The organism is uncultured Planococcus sp., from assembly GCF_947501725.1.
Lineage (GTDB): Bacteria > Bacillota > Bacilli > Bacillales_A > Planococcaceae > Planococcus > Planococcus donghaensis_C.
Genome location: NZ_CANMXD010000001.1, coordinates 219250 through 237578, shown reverse-complemented (window position 1 = coordinate 237578; position 18329 = coordinate 219250). Strand labels below are relative to the sequence as shown.

Annotated in this window: 16 protein-coding genes and 2 riboswitches; of the genes, 7 read left to right on the top strand and 9 right to left on the bottom strand. The window is 46.5% G+C overall.

What is annotated here, in order from left to right; all coding sequences use genetic code 11:
- Nucleotides 1–265 precede the first annotated feature (265 nt).
- The 6 genes from Q0785_RS01215 to Q0785_RS01190 all read right to left on the bottom strand — a co-directional run bounded on the left by Q0785_RS01215 (nucleotide 266) and on the right by Q0785_RS01190 (nucleotide 7018).
- On the bottom strand, nucleotides 266–1843 hold the full coding sequence (locus Q0785_RS01215; protein WP_298824045.1) for an acyl--CoA ligase: 1578 nt from the start codon (nucleotides 1841–1843) through the stop codon (nucleotides 266–268).
- Between the two features lie 25 nt (nucleotides 1844–1868).
- The gene (locus Q0785_RS01210) at nucleotides 1869–2435 is read right to left on the bottom strand and encodes a YIP1 family protein (RefSeq protein WP_298824042.1); all 567 of its coding nucleotides are present in this window, start codon (nucleotides 2433–2435) and stop codon (nucleotides 1869–1871) included.
- 3 nt (nucleotides 2436–2438) lie between these two features.
- On the bottom strand, nucleotides 2439–4088 hold the full coding sequence (locus Q0785_RS01205) for a sodium:solute symporter (RefSeq protein WP_298824040.1): 1650 nt from the start codon (nucleotides 4086–4088) through the stop codon (nucleotides 2439–2441).
- Between the two features lie 3 nt (nucleotides 4089–4091).
- Nucleotides 4092–4361, bottom strand: coding sequence for a hypothetical protein (locus Q0785_RS01200; protein ID WP_223639825.1), 270 nt, complete (start codon nucleotides 4359–4361; stop codon nucleotides 4092–4094).
- Between the two features lie 424 nt (nucleotides 4362–4785).
- The gene (locus Q0785_RS01195; protein ID WP_298824036.1) at nucleotides 4786–6048 is read right to left on the bottom strand and encodes a mechanosensitive ion channel; all 1263 of its coding nucleotides are present in this window, start codon (nucleotides 6046–6048) and stop codon (nucleotides 4786–4788) included.
- A 94-nt stretch (nucleotides 6049–6142) separates the two neighbouring features.
- The gene (locus tag Q0785_RS01190) at nucleotides 6143–7018 is read right to left on the bottom strand and encodes an EamA family transporter (protein WP_298824793.1); all 876 of its coding nucleotides are present in this window, start codon (nucleotides 7016–7018) and stop codon (nucleotides 6143–6145) included.
- A gap of 121 nt (nucleotides 7019–7139) precedes the next feature.
- On the opposite strand from Q0785_RS01190, the gene Q0785_RS01185 reads away from it, so the two are divergent.
- Entirely contained in the window at nucleotides 7140–7370 is a 231-nt protein-coding gene (locus Q0785_RS01185; RefSeq protein WP_215098966.1) for a helix-turn-helix domain-containing protein, read from the top strand.
- Between the two features lie 56 nt (nucleotides 7371–7426).
- Here Q0785_RS01185 and Q0785_RS01180 read toward each other — a convergent pair whose 3' ends face one another.
- Both Q0785_RS01180 and Q0785_RS01175 read right to left on the bottom strand, forming a co-directional pair.
- Nucleotides 7427–8440 (bottom strand): homoserine O-acetyltransferase, encoded by a 1014-nt coding sequence (locus Q0785_RS01180; protein ID WP_298824028.1) that lies wholly within the window; start codon nucleotides 8438–8440, stop codon nucleotides 7427–7429.
- Nucleotides 8441–8452: 12 nt separating this feature from the next.
- Nucleotides 8453–9745, bottom strand: a complete 1293-nt coding sequence (locus Q0785_RS01175) for an O-acetylhomoserine aminocarboxypropyltransferase/cysteine synthase family protein (RefSeq protein ID WP_298824023.1) — start codon at nucleotides 9743–9745, stop codon at nucleotides 8453–8455.
- 99 nt (nucleotides 9746–9844) lie between these two features.
- Nucleotides 9845–9961: riboswitch (SAM riboswitch) on the bottom strand.
- Nucleotides 9962–10093: 132 nt separating this feature from the next.
- Here Q0785_RS01175 and Q0785_RS01170 point away from each other — a divergent pair.
- The 6 genes from Q0785_RS01170 (at nucleotide 10094) to pepT (ending at nucleotide 16363) form a co-directional block, all read left to right on the top strand.
- Nucleotides 10094–10738: a glycerol-3-phosphate acyltransferase gene (locus Q0785_RS01170; protein ID WP_298824020.1), complete on the top strand. Its 645-nt coding sequence runs from the start codon at nucleotides 10094–10096 to the stop codon at nucleotides 10736–10738.
- Between the two features lie 121 nt (nucleotides 10739–10859).
- Nucleotides 10860–10975: riboswitch (SAM riboswitch) on the top strand.
- A 138-nt stretch (nucleotides 10976–11113) separates the two neighbouring features.
- Nucleotides 11114–12145 carry a methionine ABC transporter ATP-binding protein gene (locus tag Q0785_RS01165; protein WP_298824017.1) on the top strand — a complete coding sequence of 344 codons (1032 nt, stop codon included), beginning with the start codon at nucleotides 11114–11116 and terminating at the stop codon, nucleotides 12143–12145.
- Complete coding sequence (locus tag Q0785_RS01160; protein WP_298824014.1) at nucleotides 12135–12785, top strand: methionine ABC transporter permease; 651 nt, start codon at nucleotides 12135–12137, stop codon at nucleotides 12783–12785. Before Q0785_RS01165 ends, Q0785_RS01160 begins: the two co-directional genes overlap by 11 nt.
- A 38-nt stretch (nucleotides 12786–12823) precedes the next feature.
- Nucleotides 12824–13657 (top strand): MetQ/NlpA family ABC transporter substrate-binding protein, encoded by an 834-nt coding sequence (locus Q0785_RS01155; RefSeq protein ID WP_298824010.1) that lies wholly within the window; start codon nucleotides 12824–12826, stop codon nucleotides 13655–13657.
- 27 nt (nucleotides 13658–13684) lie between these two features.
- A complete protein-coding gene (locus tag Q0785_RS01150) occupies nucleotides 13685–14890 on the top strand; it encodes a M20 family metallopeptidase (RefSeq protein ID WP_298824008.1) in 1206 nt (401 codons plus the stop codon).
- A gap of 255 nt (nucleotides 14891–15145) precedes the next feature.
- On the top strand, nucleotides 15146–16363 hold the full coding sequence (gene pepT / locus Q0785_RS01145) for a peptidase T (RefSeq protein ID WP_298824005.1): 1218 nt from the start codon (nucleotides 15146–15148) through the stop codon (nucleotides 16361–16363).
- A 787-nt stretch (nucleotides 16364–17150) separates the two neighbouring features.
- On the opposite strand, the gene Q0785_RS01140 is transcribed toward pepT, so the two are convergent.
- Complete coding sequence (locus Q0785_RS01140; RefSeq protein ID WP_298824002.1) at nucleotides 17151–18170, bottom strand: STAS domain-containing protein; 1020 nt, start codon at nucleotides 18168–18170, stop codon at nucleotides 17151–17153.
- Nucleotides 18171–18329: the final 159 nt, after the last annotated feature.

The following is an 18329-nucleotide window of genomic DNA, read 5'->3' as shown; positions in this document are numbered from 1 at the left end:
CATGGGCGCTTTCGCTTTTCTATGTCCAGGCTCCAGCGCCCAGCTCTTTGGGTCATAAGCCAACCCAGCGCCGTGGCAAAGAGCGCCACTCTGCTGGACTGTCTTATGCCCGGCAGAGCTACATGGGCGCTTTCGCTTTTCTTTGTCCAGGCTCCAGCGCCCAACTCTTTGGGTCATAAGCCAACCCAGCGCCGTTGCAAAGAGCGCCACTCTTCTGGTCTGTCTTATGCCCGGCAGAGCTACATGGGCGCTTTCGCTTTTCTTTTTACACATTCAGTTTCCGCAGTTCCACGCGGCGGATTTTTCCCGAAGCTGTCTTAGGCAGTTCATCCAAAAACTCGATGACCCTTGGATATTTGTATGGTGCGGTAATCTCCTTGACGTGATCCTGCAGCTCTTTCACTAAAGCTTCTTTGTCTTGAGAATCGTCCGGATTGCGGAGCACGACATAGGCTTTGACGATATTCCCGCGAATTTCATCCGGAGCGGCTACTACGGCGCATTCCTGGATGGCCGCATGCTTCATGAGCGCATCTTCGACTTCAAAAGGCCCGATTGTGTAACCTGAACTGATGATGATATCATCGCTCCGCCCTTCAAACCAGAAGTAGCCGTCTTCATCACGTGTTGCCTGGTCCCCCGTTAAATACCAGTCGCCGCGGAACGCCGCTTGGGTCCGCTCGGAATCCCGGTAATATTCCCGGAACAATGCCGGACAATCACGGTGTACCGCAATATCGCCCACTTCCCCGACCGCTGTCGGCTTTCCTTCATCATTGATGATATCAACCGGATTCCCTGGTGTCGGTTTGCCCATCGACCCGGCCTTCACTTCCATATCCTGAAGCGTTCCGACAAGCAAGGTGTTTTCTGTCTGTCCATAACCGTCACGGACATTGATATCAAATGCCTGTTGGAACGCCTCGATGACCTGTCGGTTCAAAGGTTCTCCAGCAGATACCGCCGATCTTAATGCCGGCAGCTTGTAGGAATTCAAGTTCTCCACTTTTGCCATGATCCGGTACTCTGTCGGCGTACAGCATAAGACATTGATATTTTCTTCCTTCAATAAATCCAGGTATTTCAATGCATCGAAGGGTCCGTTGTAGACAAAAGCAGTTGCTCCTAGTGTAATCGTCGACAAGAATGGACTCCAGATCCACTTTTGCCAACCTGGAGCTGCAGTTGCCCACACCATGTCTCCGCTTTGTACGCCAAGCCATTTTGTCGCTGCAGTCCGTACATGGGCATAGCCCCAGCCATGGACATGCACGACGCCTTTTGGATTTCCGGTGGTGCCGGATGTATAAGACAGGAAAGCTATATCTTCCCGGTGAGTCGGCACAGCTTCGAAATCCGGTGATTCCTTTTCGGCCAGTTCCTCGAAAGACTGCCAGCCATCTTCTGTCCCGCCGATGATCAACTTATTATTCAGTGTTTCCAAGTCTTCATCAATGGAGTTGGTTTCTGCAGTGGTTTTATAGTGCGCAACAATTCCTTTAGCGCCAGAATGGTGCATCCGGTATATTAAATCTTTCTTTCGGAGCATTTCCGAACAAGGAATTGCGACAATTCCAGCACGGAGACAGGCCAAATACGTAATATAGGCTTCCGGAATCCGGGGAAGGATGATCAGCATCCGGTCGCCTTTACCAATGCCCAGTTTCAGCAGAGCCTGTGCATATTGATTCATTTTGCCGACCAATTCTTTATACGAAAGATCTTCCCGATTGCCTTCACTGTCCAACCACCGAATCGCCAGTCTGTCGCTTTCTTCTTTGTATTTTTCAAGTTCCAATGTGATATTGTACTGCTCTGGAGCAATTAAATCCTTGAATTCCATATGTTAACCTCCGATCGTTTTATCTTCATGCTGGCGGGATGATCAGGTAGTAGACACTCGCTAAAAATACGAATGCCGCCAACGTCGCCAGGTAAGCTTTCTTAGTTGAAAAATTCTGCGTGGTTTTAATGATTTTGACGCAGACCAAGTACATCCAGATGAGACCGATCGCCAGCAGCACATAGACCAGCGGATGGCCATTTCCTGCATCGGCAAGGTATGGCGCCCCCAGAAGACCAGGCAGCAAAGCAACCGGCGCCGCGCGATTGATGTCCCGCAGCAACCCTTTTCCGCCAAGACCCTTTGAGCCTGCCCAAAGCAGCAGCGCCAGGCCTATTTTTGTTATGAAAGCCATCAGTAGCCCAAAAAGGATGAAAATTGCCGGAACAATGAAGTTTTGCAGCAAAGCCGAATCGAAACTTGCTATGTATGAGGCATTTGACGCGATTGAAATCGCGCCATAGCCCAAACCAACGATGAGCAGCAGCAGATTGCTCACCCATTGGGTTTTCGGCAATTCTAAAAATGACCGAAAAGATGAATCATTTAAAGCAACCATTTTTCCGACCATTTTACTCACCCTTTCTTTCATTCCCTACATCCCCCAAGGCATCAGTGCCCAGATTGCAACAGCAGAAGAAACCACTACCGTAATTCCGGCACCTACCGTACTGTTGTAACGATACGATTTGATGTCCTTCCATCCGTGGATGCGTTCAATCAATTCAATATCCGATTGCTTGGTCAGTTTGCTTTGAAGACCCGGCATACGGTTTGTGATATAGGAAACGACGATCAACAGGATAAAGCTGATCGGCACAGCAAGCATCGCGCCGGATAAGCCCATTCCATCGGTAACGCCGTGCCCCGTCAATACGATGCTCGGGAAAACGAATGGCGACACGATGATGTAGATGGCACCACCAACGACAGAAGCCACTATGGCACCGAATTTATTGGCCTCTTTCCACCAAACTCCGACTATAATTAGCGGTGCATTCGTAACTCCCGCTAAACCGAAAGCCCATAGGATACTGACGACCAGGAAGGCCGGCGGTTGGATTGCCAGTAAGATACTGACCAATCCACCTGCAAAGATGGCGATGAAGCCAATCCGAAGGCTCAGACGCTGAGGGATATTCGGCTTTAAGGTGGCGATGATATCCTGGGAAATTAAGGCACCGATCGCCAATAGATTTCCGCTTAAAGTTGAAAGTCCCGCTGAAATGGCGCCGGCGATAACAAGTGCAGTCACCCATTCCGGGTTATAGACCAAATTGAGGATGATGGTTAATTTATCAGCATCCCCTTCTGAAATCGTCAGCCCTTGAGTAGCTGTCGCATAAACACCGACAAAGCCCATTGCGTAAGTTGCTGAGAACACCAACCCAAGAATAAAGGCGAACCAGACCATTGCCGAGCGTGCACTTTTCAGATTGGATGCCGTATAGACACGCATTGCCAAGTGCGGCAGCCCCAATGCCCCGATTGTCAAAGCCGGAATAATGGAGAAATACCATTTCGGCGAGAACTGGTAATCAAAGAATGTAGGCAAAGACTCCAGCATTGCCGGAACCATGTCCGAATAGAACAACGGCGGGAAATACCACCCGTCAGCTCCTACCGCTTTCATGATGGCGCCAAGCGGGATGATGAACATCAAAGCGATTATGACCATCTGAATCGCTGCGTTGTTTGTCGCTCCCGCCATTCCTCCGATTGTGATATAGCCGACAATAAGTATCCCAAAAACAAAGAGTCCTGTTAAATAAGGAATTCCCAGTAATGTTTCAAACGTAATGGCGATTCCTATCATCTGACCCAGCGCATACATGATTGAAACCAAAATCATGAATAGAGCCGCAATGATGGAAGCCGTCACTCCATATCTGTCACGGATAAAATGCGTAGGAGAGAAAGCGCCCATACGGCGCAGGCTTGTTCCGTAGATGATTGTAATCAATGGAATCGCCAGAATCAATTGGATCCACAACATGATGAATGGGACCTGCAGCTGCAGAATCAATGCCGTGATGCCAAGGAATGTTGCCAGGCTCATATAAGTTGATGCCATCGCCAACCCATTGGTGAAGGCCCCGACGTTTCCGCCGCCTATGTAAAGGTCTTTTGCCGATGCACTTTTCCGGTTGGAGACGAATCCGACGATATAGAATAATAAAAACGTCGCTCCCACAACCGCTAAACCAAGAATCGGATTGGATAATTGCCAGTTTTGTGCTTCCATCATCTACACATCCTTTACTTCGTCGGAAACTCCGAGCGCGTCGTTTTCACTATCAATTTCATCGTCAATACGATTACCGATTTTGCCAGCTACAATGGTAAGGAAGAATACACCAAACCACCCCATCAGGATCGGCACAATGTACATGACCGGAAAGCCGAATAACATAGCATCTACTGGAAAGATGGAAAAAATCAATCCTACATTTCCCACTAAAATAAAGGCGACTGTCATCCAGACTGTAAACTGAACTTCTTTTTTGTACGCTTTCATCGTATCCCCCATTTCATCTTAGTTTCTAGCCTGATTCCTCCCAACTGAGCGTTCACTCAGTTTTATAAAATACTCTCCCTTCTAAATATTATATGGATAATAACTCCTTTGATTGTAACCGCTTGCATAAAATCAAGTCAACTGAATTTTTTAATTATTTCAAATACTATATTGATAGTGTTTTTTAACCATTTAAAGCACTCTTCCTCAAAGAACTTGATTGAAATCTGGAGTGATAGTGTATAAAAGTTAGATTACTCTAATCATATTGAATATTTTTTCATATTTTGATATATCTTTTATTGTCTTTAATTCAGTTGAAATAATTCCCTTTTTATCATCGCAACGAATATTTATACAGAAATCCAAAAAAATATAAAATCCCTTTAGGCCACATCTGCCTAAAGGGATTTCTATGATGGTTTTATAGATTTGGTTTATCGTTCTCTTTTTGCATTTTCTTTTCAAGGTTTTCAAGCTGGCGTTTAGCGAATTCACGTCCACCTATACCGAAGGAGATCGCGAATGCCACTGCAAGTCCAGCGATGATGAATAAGAATGCCAGATTAACGATATTTGTTGCGAAATTCAATTGGTCAAGCGTCATGAATACGGCAATGATGATGATGGCGTATTTGACGATGGCTCCCAGGAAGCGGTTGCCGGAAGCCTGTTTGATGTAGTTTCCAAGCAAGCTGCCTCCGATCAATCCAAGACCCAGAATGATCAATGAGCTGATGAGCAATGGCAGGTATCCGATGATGGCTTCACCGATTCCATTCAACACATCAAGCTGCAATACGTTCATCGCTTCTACTGTAAAGAAGATGATGATGATCGCTTGGACTACCTTGCCGATGATATTCGCGATATCGAAGCTTGGCGATTTGGTTTTGTCCGGGTTCAGGTAAGTCGAAAAACGGTTGATTCCTGTACCATTCAACAGGCTGATCAACAGATCACCTATGAATTTAGCAATCAGAACCCCCGCCAAAATCAAGATGATTGCGACAAAGATATTCGGAATCATGTTCAGAACCTGGTTGAGCATATTGACAATCGGCTCAGAAATAGACTGGATGTTCAAGGTTTCCAATGCAATCGTCAGAATTGGGATCAAGACGATGACGAAGACCACATTCGCTAAAACATTCGCTAAGGTCGATTTGTCACCCGCATCCATTCTTTTTGTCCCTGTTGATGCACTGCCTGGTTTACTGGTGAATTTATTGAACCATTTATCGATATTCACCGCGGTCAAAAGGCTGAACACAAGATTTTTCACAAACTTGGCTACAAAATAGCCAATGACTACAATAATGATGGCCATCAGAAGATTCGGCAGGAATGCCAACAATTTGTCCATCATATTTGAAATCGGTTGTGCTACTTGGTGCATATTCAATGCCTGCAAGACGCTCGGAATAAACAAAATGAAGATTAGGTAATACAGGATTTTCCCGATGGAATCCAATTTACTGTCTGCGTCTTCTTTTGTTTTTGCCATATGGCCTCTGACCATCGCTCTGTCTGCCCCTGCTTTTTTCAATCCTTTAGTGAAGATCGCCCGCACAATTGTCGCTACAACCCATGCAATCAATAATAATAATAATGCTCCTAAAACGTTTGGAATGTAGTCGATGATTGTATTTCCGACGCCTCTAAAAGAATTACCCACTTCGTTCATATACACAACCCCTTTTTATTTTTTTATATCTTAATTAGTATCCCCCTCCCTTGGCTCAGTTAAACTCCAAAAAGACAATACATAAATCCGAAGATCAGTTAAGCCCTTGCGGAGCAGTTAGCCGCTGTCTCTTGCCGATGGTCAATACCAGTATGCCGCACAGGAGAAGCCCTACTCCGCTCCAAGAAAGCGCACTCAGTACTTCCCCAACTACCAGCACACCCAAAATAGCTGCGGTCAGCGGTTCCGCTAACGACAAGGTGACTGCAGAAGAAGATGGAATCTGTTTTAACCCAAATGAAAACAGGATATACGATAAGCTTGTTGCTCCAATCCCCAAATAGATTAGGATCGATAAGTTTCCTGGCACTGTTACGTAGGAAAGATCAAAGAACAGGAGAAAAGGAAGCAGACAACAGGCACTCAGTGAAAAAATCACTGCTACAGCGGAGACGGTTTCCATACTCTTGAGTACAGTTTTGCTGACAAGGGCATAAACGGCAAAAGAAAAACCGGCCCCTAATGCCATGGCAATACCCACTGGATCCACCAACTGCTGGCCTCTGTTGGCAAATAACAGGACACATCCGATTAAAGCCAGCATGGTGGCAATCACCCAAACTCTATCGGGCTTTTTTTTCAAAGCCACCCATTCGATCATTCCTGTCAACACAGGAGCACTGCCGATAGCTACAACAGTTCCAATTGCGATTCCGGTCAATTGGACAGATGAAAAGAACAAGGGCTGAAACAGTGCCATGCTCAGGGCTGAAAGGAGTGCAGCCGGCCAGGGAATCGTTTGGACCGATAACTTTTTTGTAGCAAGAACAAAAATCAACAATGAAAAACCGCCTATCGCTAAGCGGAAAGCGCCAATTGACAACGGATGTGCAGACCCCTCAAAAAAAGATTGAGCGGTCCCAGTCGTCCCCCATAAAATAGCAGCCAGCAAAACTAATAGATACGCCATATAATTCAACAGCAACACTCCCATTTCCGGACTTTTTCCCTTAACATACCATGACGCGAATGGTTTGAGATAGCTGTCTTCTTCCATTATAATAAAAGAAAAGAATGGAGGAGGAGATCCTATGTATATGACAGTCCAGGAAACTGCCGCATTCTTATCGATGCCTGAAGAACAAGTCAATCGTTATGTATTGGAAGGCCGTATCCGCGCAGTCCATGATGGGGAGCAATACATGATCAACACCTCTCAATTCGGAACCCATTTCCAGCAATTGGAACAGGCTAAGCAAGCGCTGGAAGAATGGCGCGCCATTCCTATACCAGATGATGTGGATATTAAGGACGAAGACTAAAAAAAGCATCTGAGCCGGGACCGCAGTCCCGCTCAGATGCTTTTTAGATCGAGTTTTCAACGCGTGAGCTCAGGCACCACAAGACGTTTCAGCTTTTCTTCGATAAAGCCGCCCCATTTTTCAAACTCCACCAGAAAACCGTCGTGGCCAAAATCCGTTTCGATGATTTTCCAAGTCGCATCTTTCTGCTTTTCCAACCAAGGAACCATCAGTTCACTTGGGTAAAGGAGATCGTGCGTAAATGATAAGGAATAAACAGGAACTTCCAGGACAGCCTCCTGAATATCATGTGTATTCATCGCTTTCAACAACAGCACATAGCTGTTGGCATCAAAGCGGTCTGCCAGTTTCTTTCCCTGGTAATTCAAGTAGGACTGTACGTTGAATTCATCCCCATCATTGATGCGTCCAAAACGTTGGTTAAACATATTGCCGCTGCGGTAAGTGACCATCCCTGCCATCCTGGCTACTTCAAACCCTTTCAACAGAGACGAATCTTCGTAATTACCGTTGTTGAATTCTTTATCATTCTCTATTGCCAAAATACCGATGTGGTTAAAAGCTACTCCATAATCACTATAATACGGAGTCACGGCCAACGGAAAAACTGCATCCACAAATTCCGGATACATTTTACCCCATTCCAGGGTTTTCATCCCTCCCAGCGATCCCCCAACCACTCCAACGAGATGATTGACGCCCAGTTTGTTTAAGGCCTGATATTCTGCCCGCACCAAATCACGTATCGTCAAGGTTGGAAACTCCGCACGATAAGGGGCTCCGGTTGCAGGATTGATCGATAATGGGCCCGTCGATCCATGACACCCTCCCAATACATTGAAGATGATCACTTGAAAAACATTTGTATCCACCGGCTTGCCTGGTCCGATTAATCCTGCCCACCAACCTGGATCTCCTTCTGTGCCAACTGCATATTGATCGCCTGTCAATGCATGGCATACCAGGACAGCCGGAGCTTTTTCATCTCCATGACGTTCGTATGCAAGTTCTACATTGTCTATAGTCTTAGTTGAATCCAGGGTTAACGAGCCAATGGATACTGTCTTCATGAAAATCCCTCCTTATGCCTTTTCCAATACTGCCGCCTTTATCGCCTGCTCCAAATCAGCAATCAAATCTTCAGCGTTTTCCAACCCGACAGATAAACGGATCAACTCTTCCGTAACTCCCGATGCTTTCAGCTCTTCGTCGTTCAATTGCTGATGCGTAGTGGAAGCCGGGTGGATAATCAATGATTTAGCGTCTCCTACGTTTGCGACATGCGACCAAAGATTGACGCTGTCGATCACTTTACGGCCTGCTTCCCGTCCGCCTTTTATGCCAAAATTGACAATCGAACCGTAACCGTCATTCTTCAAATATTTTTTCGCCAATTGATGCGATGGGTGATCTTCAAAGCCCAGGAAATTGACCCATTCGATTTGCGGATGCTGTTTTAAGTAATCCGCAATAATTTGAGCATTGGTGTTGTGTTTAGGGATGCGAAGATGCAAAGTCTCAAGACCCTGCAGCAAAGCATGCGCACTATCCGGACTCAGTGAAGGTCCAAAATCCCGCAGCAGCTGCACCCGAAGCTTCGTCGCAAATGCTGCATCCGGCACATCAATGCCGTAACGCAATCCATGATACGATTCATCCGGCTCTGTGTAATTCGGGAAACGCGGATTGTCCCAATTGAATTTCCCGGCATCTACTGCGACGCCGCCGATTGTCGTGCCGTGTCCGCCAATCCATTTCGTAGCGGAATGGATGACCACATCTGCACCGAATTCGATCGGGTTGCTGCCGTATGGAGAAGCGAATGTATTGTCGATCAATAACGGTAATCCATTCGCATGGGCGATTTCCGCTACCTTCTCAACATCAAAGACATTCAAGCTTGGATTGCCGATAATTTCGCCGAATAACGCTTTGGTTTTATCTGTAATAGCTGCTTTAAAGTTTTCAGGATTTGTCGCATCGACAAATATTGTCTTGATGCCGTAACGCGGCAATGTATTGGCGAATAAATTGTACGTACCGCCATAAAGATTGCTGTCCGCTACGATTTCGTCACCGGCTTCTGCAATATTCAAAACAGAAAACGCAATAGCCGCCATTCCGGAGGATAGTGCAACCGCAGCAGTGCCGCCTTCCAATAATGCCACCCGTTGTTCAAATACATCGACTGTGGGATTCATGATGCGCGAGTAGATATTGCCGGTATCCTTCAAGCCGAACAGATCCTGCGCATGCTGTGTGTCTTTAAAGACATAGGAAGTTGTTTTATAAACCGGTACCCCTCTGGATCCGGTTGTCGGATCTGGCTGTTGTCCCCCGTGCAATAATAAAGTTTCTGGTTTCAAATTCGTCATTTTCCATTCCCCCTGTTTTTTATTGATCCATAATGGTCGAAGAAAGCAGCAAAAAGCCCCCTTCGCTAAGAAGAGGGCCGTAAATTACGGAGTTTCCTCCTCTCATCTGTCAGAATCAGTCGTTCGATCCTGTAGGAATTAGCACCTTTCCAGACATGTGTGTCTGTTGGTTGCCGGGCATCGCAGGGCCTATCCCTCCGCCACTCTTGATAAGAGTATTTGATTTGGTTTTTCATCTTGTTGAGAAGTATAAAAATTTCAGCGCGATTTGTCAAGTCCATTAGTCAAAAAATTTTGAAACCTTGTCCTGCTTCAAACGTTATCTTTTAAGGTAGAGGAGGAATTGGCATGTTTATCTGGATGTTGCTATTATTTATTATCTGTTATGTAATCGGCTGTTTTCATGGATCACTTGCAGCTCAGGCTCTATCAGGGGTCAACGTCAAAAAGGAAGGTGTAAAAAATTCCGGGGCTTCCAATGCAGCCATCGTACTGGGATGGAAATATGGTTTGCTTGTCGCTTTCATCGATATTTCTAAAGGCTTTGCTGCTGTTGCAGGCTTACGTCTTTTGCTGGATTCCAGCAGTCTTTCTCCTGAAATGATCTGGACCCTGTTGTTCATCGCAGGTGCCGGCGTAATTTTCGGCCATAACTTTCCGTTCTATATGAATTTCAATGGCGGCAAAGGCACGGCTTCTGTAATTGGCGTCATGCTGGCCCTCGATTGGAAGCTTGGACTGGTCGGACTGCTCTTGCTCATCGGCGTTTCGCTCGCCACCGATTATTTGGTCATTGGCGTACTGGTGCTTTACGCGGTTTATTTTATGATTGCTTTCGGTCCTGCTGTTGGACCATGGCCATTACTCACAGCCTTGGCTTTATTCGCAATGGCGGTATGGAAGCATAGCGAAAACATTATTCGAATAAAGAATGGAAGCGAGAGCAAAGTATCCTCCATCTTTAAGAAGAAGCCTTCAACCCCTATAAAGTAAAGGAGTTTAACTAATTATTGCTTTCATTTGAAAGATTGTGAAATAAATATCATAATTCTTCTTGACATTTTTGTTATTTCACCATAAAGTAGGAATCACGAATCGAATAGCATACATCACTTTCTTATCAAGAGAAACCGAGGGACAGGCCCTGAGACGTTTCGGCAGCAGATTTGTTTAACCGCAAAAACTGTGCCAACTCCTGCAAATGCCATTTGCGCATTTGGAAGATGAGAATTAGATGGTTTCAACAGGAGCCTTCTTTTTTCTTATGGATAAGAAAAAAGGGGGCTCTTTTTTGTCCATTATCTCAGAAGAATGTGAGACACCATCGATTTGATAAGACCCATTACAGCATGAGGAGGTTCAATCACCATGATTCAATTCGAAGGCGTCGCAAAGACTTATCAATCAGGAAAACAGGAAATCCATGCCTTGAACGGCATTGACCTGACCGTCGAAACCGGCGAAATTTATGGAGTCATCGGCTTTAGCGGAGCCGGAAAAAGTTCACTGATCCGCACTGTGAATCTGCTCGAACGTCCTTCTGCAGGACGCGTATTGATTCAAGGAAAAGATATATCCACTTTATCCAGCAAGGAGATCCGCACCATCCGAAAAGATATCGGCATGATTTTCCAGCATTTCAACTTGCTGAATTCAAAAACGGTTTACCATAACGTCGCTATGCCACTCTTGCTTGCCAAGACACCAAAAGCAGATATTGAAAAACAGGTAACCGACCTGCTCGACTTTGTCGGTCTTGCTGACCAGGCGCAAAAATACCCGGATCAGCTGTCAGGCGGACAGAAACAACGGATCGGCATTGCCCGGGCGCTTGCTACTAATCCATCTGTTCTGCTGTGCGACGAAGCAACTTCGGCACTTGATCCGCAAACGACTAAATCGATTTTGGACCTGCTTCGCAAAATCAATAAGGAATACAACATCACCATTCTGCTCATCACTCACGAAATGGGCGTCATCCGGGAAATCTGCGACAAAGTGGCTGTGCTTGAAGCAGGGAAAGTCATCGAGCAGGGCAGCGTCTTCGATATTTTCTCGAATCCGCAGCAACCAACCACTCAACGGTTTGTCCGCTCCGTCATGAACGACGAACTTCCTGATTCGCTGCTGGCACAAATTCAGGATGCTAAAAGCGATAATGCCATCTACCGCCTCCAGTTTACCGGCACTTCCGTCGGCAAACCGTTCATGTCCCGAGTATCACGCGATTTCAAAGTTGATTTGAATGTGCTGTTCGGCAACATCACCGAGCTGCAAGGCGTCCCGTACGGCAACCTGATCGTGGAATTTTCCGGCGAGCCCAGTGAAATCGAATTGGCTTTGTCCTCCATCCGAGAAAGTGAAATCCATGTAGAGGAGGTCAATAATTATGTCAGTTAACTATGAACAGATCATAGAAGCTCTATGGGAAACCATTTACATGACCGGCGCAGCATTCGGCTTTTCCCTTTTGATCGGCTTTCCGCTCGGCATCCTGCTGGTGGTCACCCGCAAAGGCCATTTGCTGGAAAATGAACCGGTCTCCAAAATGTTGAATATCGTCATCAATATTTTCCGCTCGGTTCCGTTCATCATTTTAATGGTTGCCATCATCCCATTGACCCGCCTGATTGTCGGCACGTCCATCGGAACAGCAGCCGCCATCGTTCCACTTGTCTTTTACGCCGGCCCCTATATTGCACGGCTAATTGAAAACTCATTATTGGAAGTTGATAAAGGCGTTATCGAAGCGGCTCAGGCGATGGGTGCCTCGCCGATGCAGATCATTTTCCGCTTCCTGATTCCGGAAGCTTTAAGCTCTTTAGTTCTCGCATTGACGATAGCAGTGGTCGGCCTGATCGGTGCATCCGCCATGGCAGGTGCCATCGGAGGCGGCGGGCTTGGCGACTTGGCCATCACATACGGCTACCAACGCTTTGATACGCTCGTCATGTTCATTACCGTAGCGATTCTTGTAGTGCTGGTGCAGGGTGTTCAATCTCTTGGAAATGTATTGTCAAGAACCGTACGGCGCAACTAAAAAATAAAAACAACATAGAAAAACTGGAGGAATTACTCATGAAAAAACTTACAGCGACAGCATTACTTTCACTATCAGCCTTACTTTTAGCAGCCTGCGGAGACGACAGCAGTTCCGATGGCAACACGAAAGTGACACTTGGCATCAGCGGTTCCGATACAACCATCTGGGATTATATTGGCGATAAAGCCGAAAAAGAAGGCATCGACCTCGAAATCCAAACTTTCTCTGATTATGTGGCACCAAACTTGGCGCTTGCCGAAGGCGAACTCGACTTGAATGCTTTCCAGACCATTTCTTATTTTGATGAATTTGTTACAGAGCACGACATCGATATCGTACCGATCGGTTCCACCGTCATTGCACCGATGGGCTTGTACTCCGATAAATATGAATCCATCGATGAAATTCCCGAAGGTTCACAGATCGCAATGCCGAATGAAGCAACCAATATGGGGCGTGCCCTTCTACTGCTTGATGAAGCCGGACTGATCACCCTTTCTGAAGATGCTGGACTTACTGGCACAGCAGAAGACATCATCGAGAATCCGAAAAACATTGAAATTATGCCGATGGTATCCGGCCATACGCCGCGCGCTATGCCAGATGTTGCCGGTTCGGTCATCAACAACGGCGTTGCAGTGGATGCTGGCTTAAATCCGACTGATGATCCGATTGCCCGTGAAAGCGAAACAGCCAAACCTTACATCAACTTGATTGCCGCAAACGCTGAAGAGGCGGATAACGAAGCCTACCTGAAAATTGTTGAATTGTATCAGGAAGAAGACACTGCTGAATTCATCATCGAACATACAAAAGGCGGTCAAATCCCTACCGTTGTAACAGTTGACGAACTGGTCGATTACCAATAAAACGAACCCAACTTAGGAGGAGTTCCAATGACATTTATCAAGGAAGCAGCACAGTCCATTTCCCAGTCCATCGATTCCGGAAGCGAGACCTATATTGAAACAAGCCAGGCGATCCACGCAAACCCGGAAATCGGCAACCAAGAGATTTTCGCCAGTTCTTTATTGATCAAACGGCTTGAAGACGCTGGGTTTAAGGTCGACAAAAGTGTCGCCGGCCATTATACCGCTTTTTTTGCCACCAAAGAAAGTACACTTCCTGGACCGACAATCGCTTATCTTGCTGAGTATGATGCACTTCCCGGAATTGGACATGCCTGCGGCCATAATATCATTGGAACGACCAGTATTGCTGCGGCCATCGCGTTGGCGGAAACTTTAGACTCAACAGGCGGACGTGTGGTCGTGCTTGGAACTCCTGCAGAAGAAGGAGGGCCGAATGGCAGTGCCAAAGGCAGCTTCGTTAAACATGGGTTGCTTGAGGGCATTGACGCCGCTTTGATGCTTCATCCTTCCGGAAATTCAGCTGTCACCGGGCCTTCTCTTGCTGTCGACCCATTGGAATTTCACTTTTACGGAAAACCAGCACATGCGGCAGGATCTCCTGAAGAAGGCATCAATGCCTTGGATGCCGTTCTGCAGCTTTTCAACAGCATCAATGCCCTGCGCCAGCAATTGCCATCGGATGCACGAGTCCATGGAATCATCACTCATGGAGGCGATGCGCCGAATATCATTCCGGAATACGCTTCTGCCCGTTTCTATATCCGCGGAGACTCATGGAAGAAAACATCCGATACTGCCCGCAAAATTAGGGCTATCGCGGAAGGCGCTGCTCATGCAACTGGCGCGACAGTGAAAATCGAACGCTTCCAGAATGAAGTGCGTGATTTGGTCATCACCCCTGCATTGGATGCCGTTGTCCGCAGCGAACTTGAATCATTGGGTGAAACAGTGGCTGATTCCCGCATCTCCGGCCTCGGTTCTACAGATGCCGGCAATATCAGCTATGAAGTTCCAACTGCCCATGGGTATATCAAAATCGGTCCGGAAAGTCTGGTTGCCCACACTGCCGAATTCCGCGAAGCCGCAAAATCAGCTCACGGCAATGATGCGTTGATCAAAGGCGCCAAAGCCTTGGCCAATACCGGTTACCGCCTGCTGACAGAACCTGAACTTCTGGAACGAGTGAAAGCAGCACATGCTGATGCCGTTAAAGCTAAACAGCAAAATTGATGAAGCGATGCCCTAACCTGGGCATCGCTTTTTTAACTGGAATTTTCATCATTTTCCTGCTTCGTGCTAAAATACTACTATATAAGTTGAACTGATGTGTTTCATAGTCCATAGGCCGCAAGTCGATCAGGAAGTTAGTGAATATCTATGAACTTACACCAAGTTAGTTAGATAATTTCTTAGTGCCGGTGCGGCGTATATAAATTTTGATCCTAAAATTCAACTTATATAGAACAAATTCAAGGGGGATTACATATGTTGGAGACTTTAATCGAACGGCTTGTCCGTTATGCAAAAATCGATACGCAATCTGATGCAAACAGTGAGATTACACCTTCTACAGCCGGACAATGGGACCTGTTGCGTGAATTGGAACAGGAAATGAAGGCTATCGGCCTGACGGATGTCGGCATGGACGATGCGGGGTATCTATTCGGCACATTGCCGGCAAATACCGAACGGAATATCCCGGTAATCGGCTTTCTGGCGCACGTCGATACCGCAACAGACTTCACTGGTAAAAACGTGAACCCAAAGCGCATCAACAATTATAATGGACAGGATATCCCGTTGAACGACAGCATCACGATGACTGTGTCGGATTTTCCTGCCTTGAAAAATTATGCAGGTCATACCTTGATTACCACAGACGGCACAACACTTCTCGGGGCAGACAATAAAGCCGGTATCGCCGAAATCATGACGGCCATGGAATATTTGAATGCACATCCCGAAATCGAACATGGGAAAATTCGTGTTGCGTTTACACCAGATGAAGAAATCGGCCGCGGCCCCCATAAATTCGATGTTGAGCGCTTTGGCGCTGCGTATGCCTATACCATGGACGGTGGCCCTCTTGGCGAATTGCAGTATGAAAGCTTTAACGCAGCCAGCGGCAAATTAACCGTTCAAGGCAAGAGCGTGCATCCAGGATCAGCAAAAGACAAAATGGTCAATGCCCAAACGGTCGCCATTCAATTCCAGGAGGAAATGCCGAAGAGCGAAGTACCTGAACTGACAGAGGGTTATGAAGGCTTCATCCATCTGAATAATTTCAACGGCAATATTGAAACCGCGGAATTGACCTATATCATCCGTGATTTCGATAAAGCGAAATTCGAGGACAAGAAGCGGCATATGCAGGCGGTTGCCGAGAAACTCCAGCAGCAGTACGGCGAACAGGCTGTCATCTTGGAAATCGAAGACCAATACTATAATATGCGCGAAAAGATTGAACCCGTCATGGAAATCGTCGACAATGCAGAGCGTGCGATGAACAGCTTGGGAATAGAACCGAATATCGTTCCCGTGCGCGGCGGTACGGATGGTTCCCAATTATCTTATATGGGAATGCCCACACCGAATATTTTCACAGGCGGCGAAAACTACCACGGAAAATACGAATTCATCTCTGCTGAAAATATGGAAAAAGCCACACAAGTCATTATTGAAATTGTAAAATCCGCCAAGTAAGTTGGCATCGTATACAAAAAGGCGTATTGGACTGGGTCCAATACGCCTGAGCTTGTAGGCAAAAGAATATTGATGTTATTTAAAGAATGAATATATTTCATCCTGTTTATACTGGAACCTGCGCTTCAGGCGGACGCTTTCCACGGGCTCGCGCCGAACTAACTCGGACTGGCGCCCGAGTGGATTTCGGCACTTCGTCGCTTCGCTGCTCCCGCAGGAGTCGCCGCCTGGTGCTCCGGATCCTTGAGTGAAGGTTCTACCAGATTTGTAGAGACTACATTTCCTGATATCGACTAGCAAGCTTCTCTCTTTGATTGAAGCAACACGCTCCCAAACGGGCTGGCCACGAAGACTCCTGTGGGACAGCGAGAGCTGAAGACCCCGCAGGAACGCAGTGACGAGGAGGCTGAAGCTGAGCCCATGGAAAGCGAAGTGGCCGGACCGGTTGGGGATTATGCACCGCTATATATTTTGGTCAGACTTTGTCTACAGTCTGAGGCGTATTGGACTGGGTCCAATACGCCTTTTGATTTAGAGTAAAAAATTTTTGTTTGCAGCGTTTTTCTTGTTGTCCATCCTCTACGGCCCGACTATGCGGCAAAGTGCACCGCTTCGCCGGTCTGCCTTATGCCCGGCAGAACTACACGGGGCGCTTGCGCTTTTCTTTGTCCAGACTCCAGCGCCCAGCTCTTTGGGTCATAAGCCACTCTGGCTATGCGGCTGAAGTAACGCCGCTTCGCCAGTGCGTCTTATGCCCGGCAGAGCTACACGGGCGCTTGCGCTTTTCTTACATAATGCTTCTCCCGTTTTGCGCCAGGGCATAGTGGATGCCGTGCTGCAAAGTTTGGAAACATTGAAATTTCGATAAGTTGATGGCTGAGTCCGTAATGGTCATACTCATTCCCGCTGAGATCCCCACCAGAATGGTTTGTGTACCAATCAGCGATGCAGTTGAGCCTAATTTTTCGATCAGCATTGCGGCATGCTGTGTAAAGTTGGTGTTTATTCCCGTCAAATCCAGTATTAAATACTTGGCTTTGTGTTTTGGCATGTTCTCCAGTGTTTTCACCAACAGCTCTTCCGCGCGGGCTTCATCATAAGTTCCCAACAACGGAACGACGACGATATCTTCAAGGACCGGAATGAGCGGAGATGAGATTTCTTTGATCATTTCATTCAGTTCCTGTGTTTTTTCATCCACTAATCGTTCAAGCTCATTGATCTTTTCCGCTTCTTTCATACGGGACAGTTGATGGATATTCTTTTCAATGGTCTGTTCTGAAGGGAAATATTGAATGATGGTTTCTGTAAAACCATCCAATTGATAATGAACGACTTTGTACCAAATATTTTGCTTGAATAGCGACGAGAAAATTCCAGCGTAATGGGCAGGCAGGAAACTTCCGCCTTGCTCTTTCCCTTGCGCCATATTGATTGTATGCTCCCAGCTGTTTTTCAAGTGCACTTCAAGTGTATATGCTTCTTCATTTAGCTCTTTAATTTCCGCCAATCCCCAACCTGCAGAGGCGTATGTATTGGTGATCAATTCGGCAGCGTCTGCAATGGAGACCCCTTTCATCTCTTGGAAATATTCTCCTACTACAAGCCCCTGGCGAAACCCTGTTGTTTCCAGCACAACATATGCTGCATCTTTTCCGGAAATCTCTTCTATCGAATCAAAAAACATTTTCATTGCTGATGCTGTCCAAAAAAGAACAGATTCCTGACCTTCAAATAGAAAGCGGCCCTCAGCCAACTCCCATTCGAAATTCAAGCCGCCTACTGTTATTGCTGATTTCGTATTCATCTTGCAACTCCTTTCGTTCACTGATTCCATTTTATCATATTCATTATACTTCACATGGCGATAAAAATGATTTTCGCTCCTTGCAACGCTGCTCTAAAAGAAACAAACAGTTTTCATCAGGCATTTAAACTGGAAGTGCGTATTCACTCTATGTTTTAA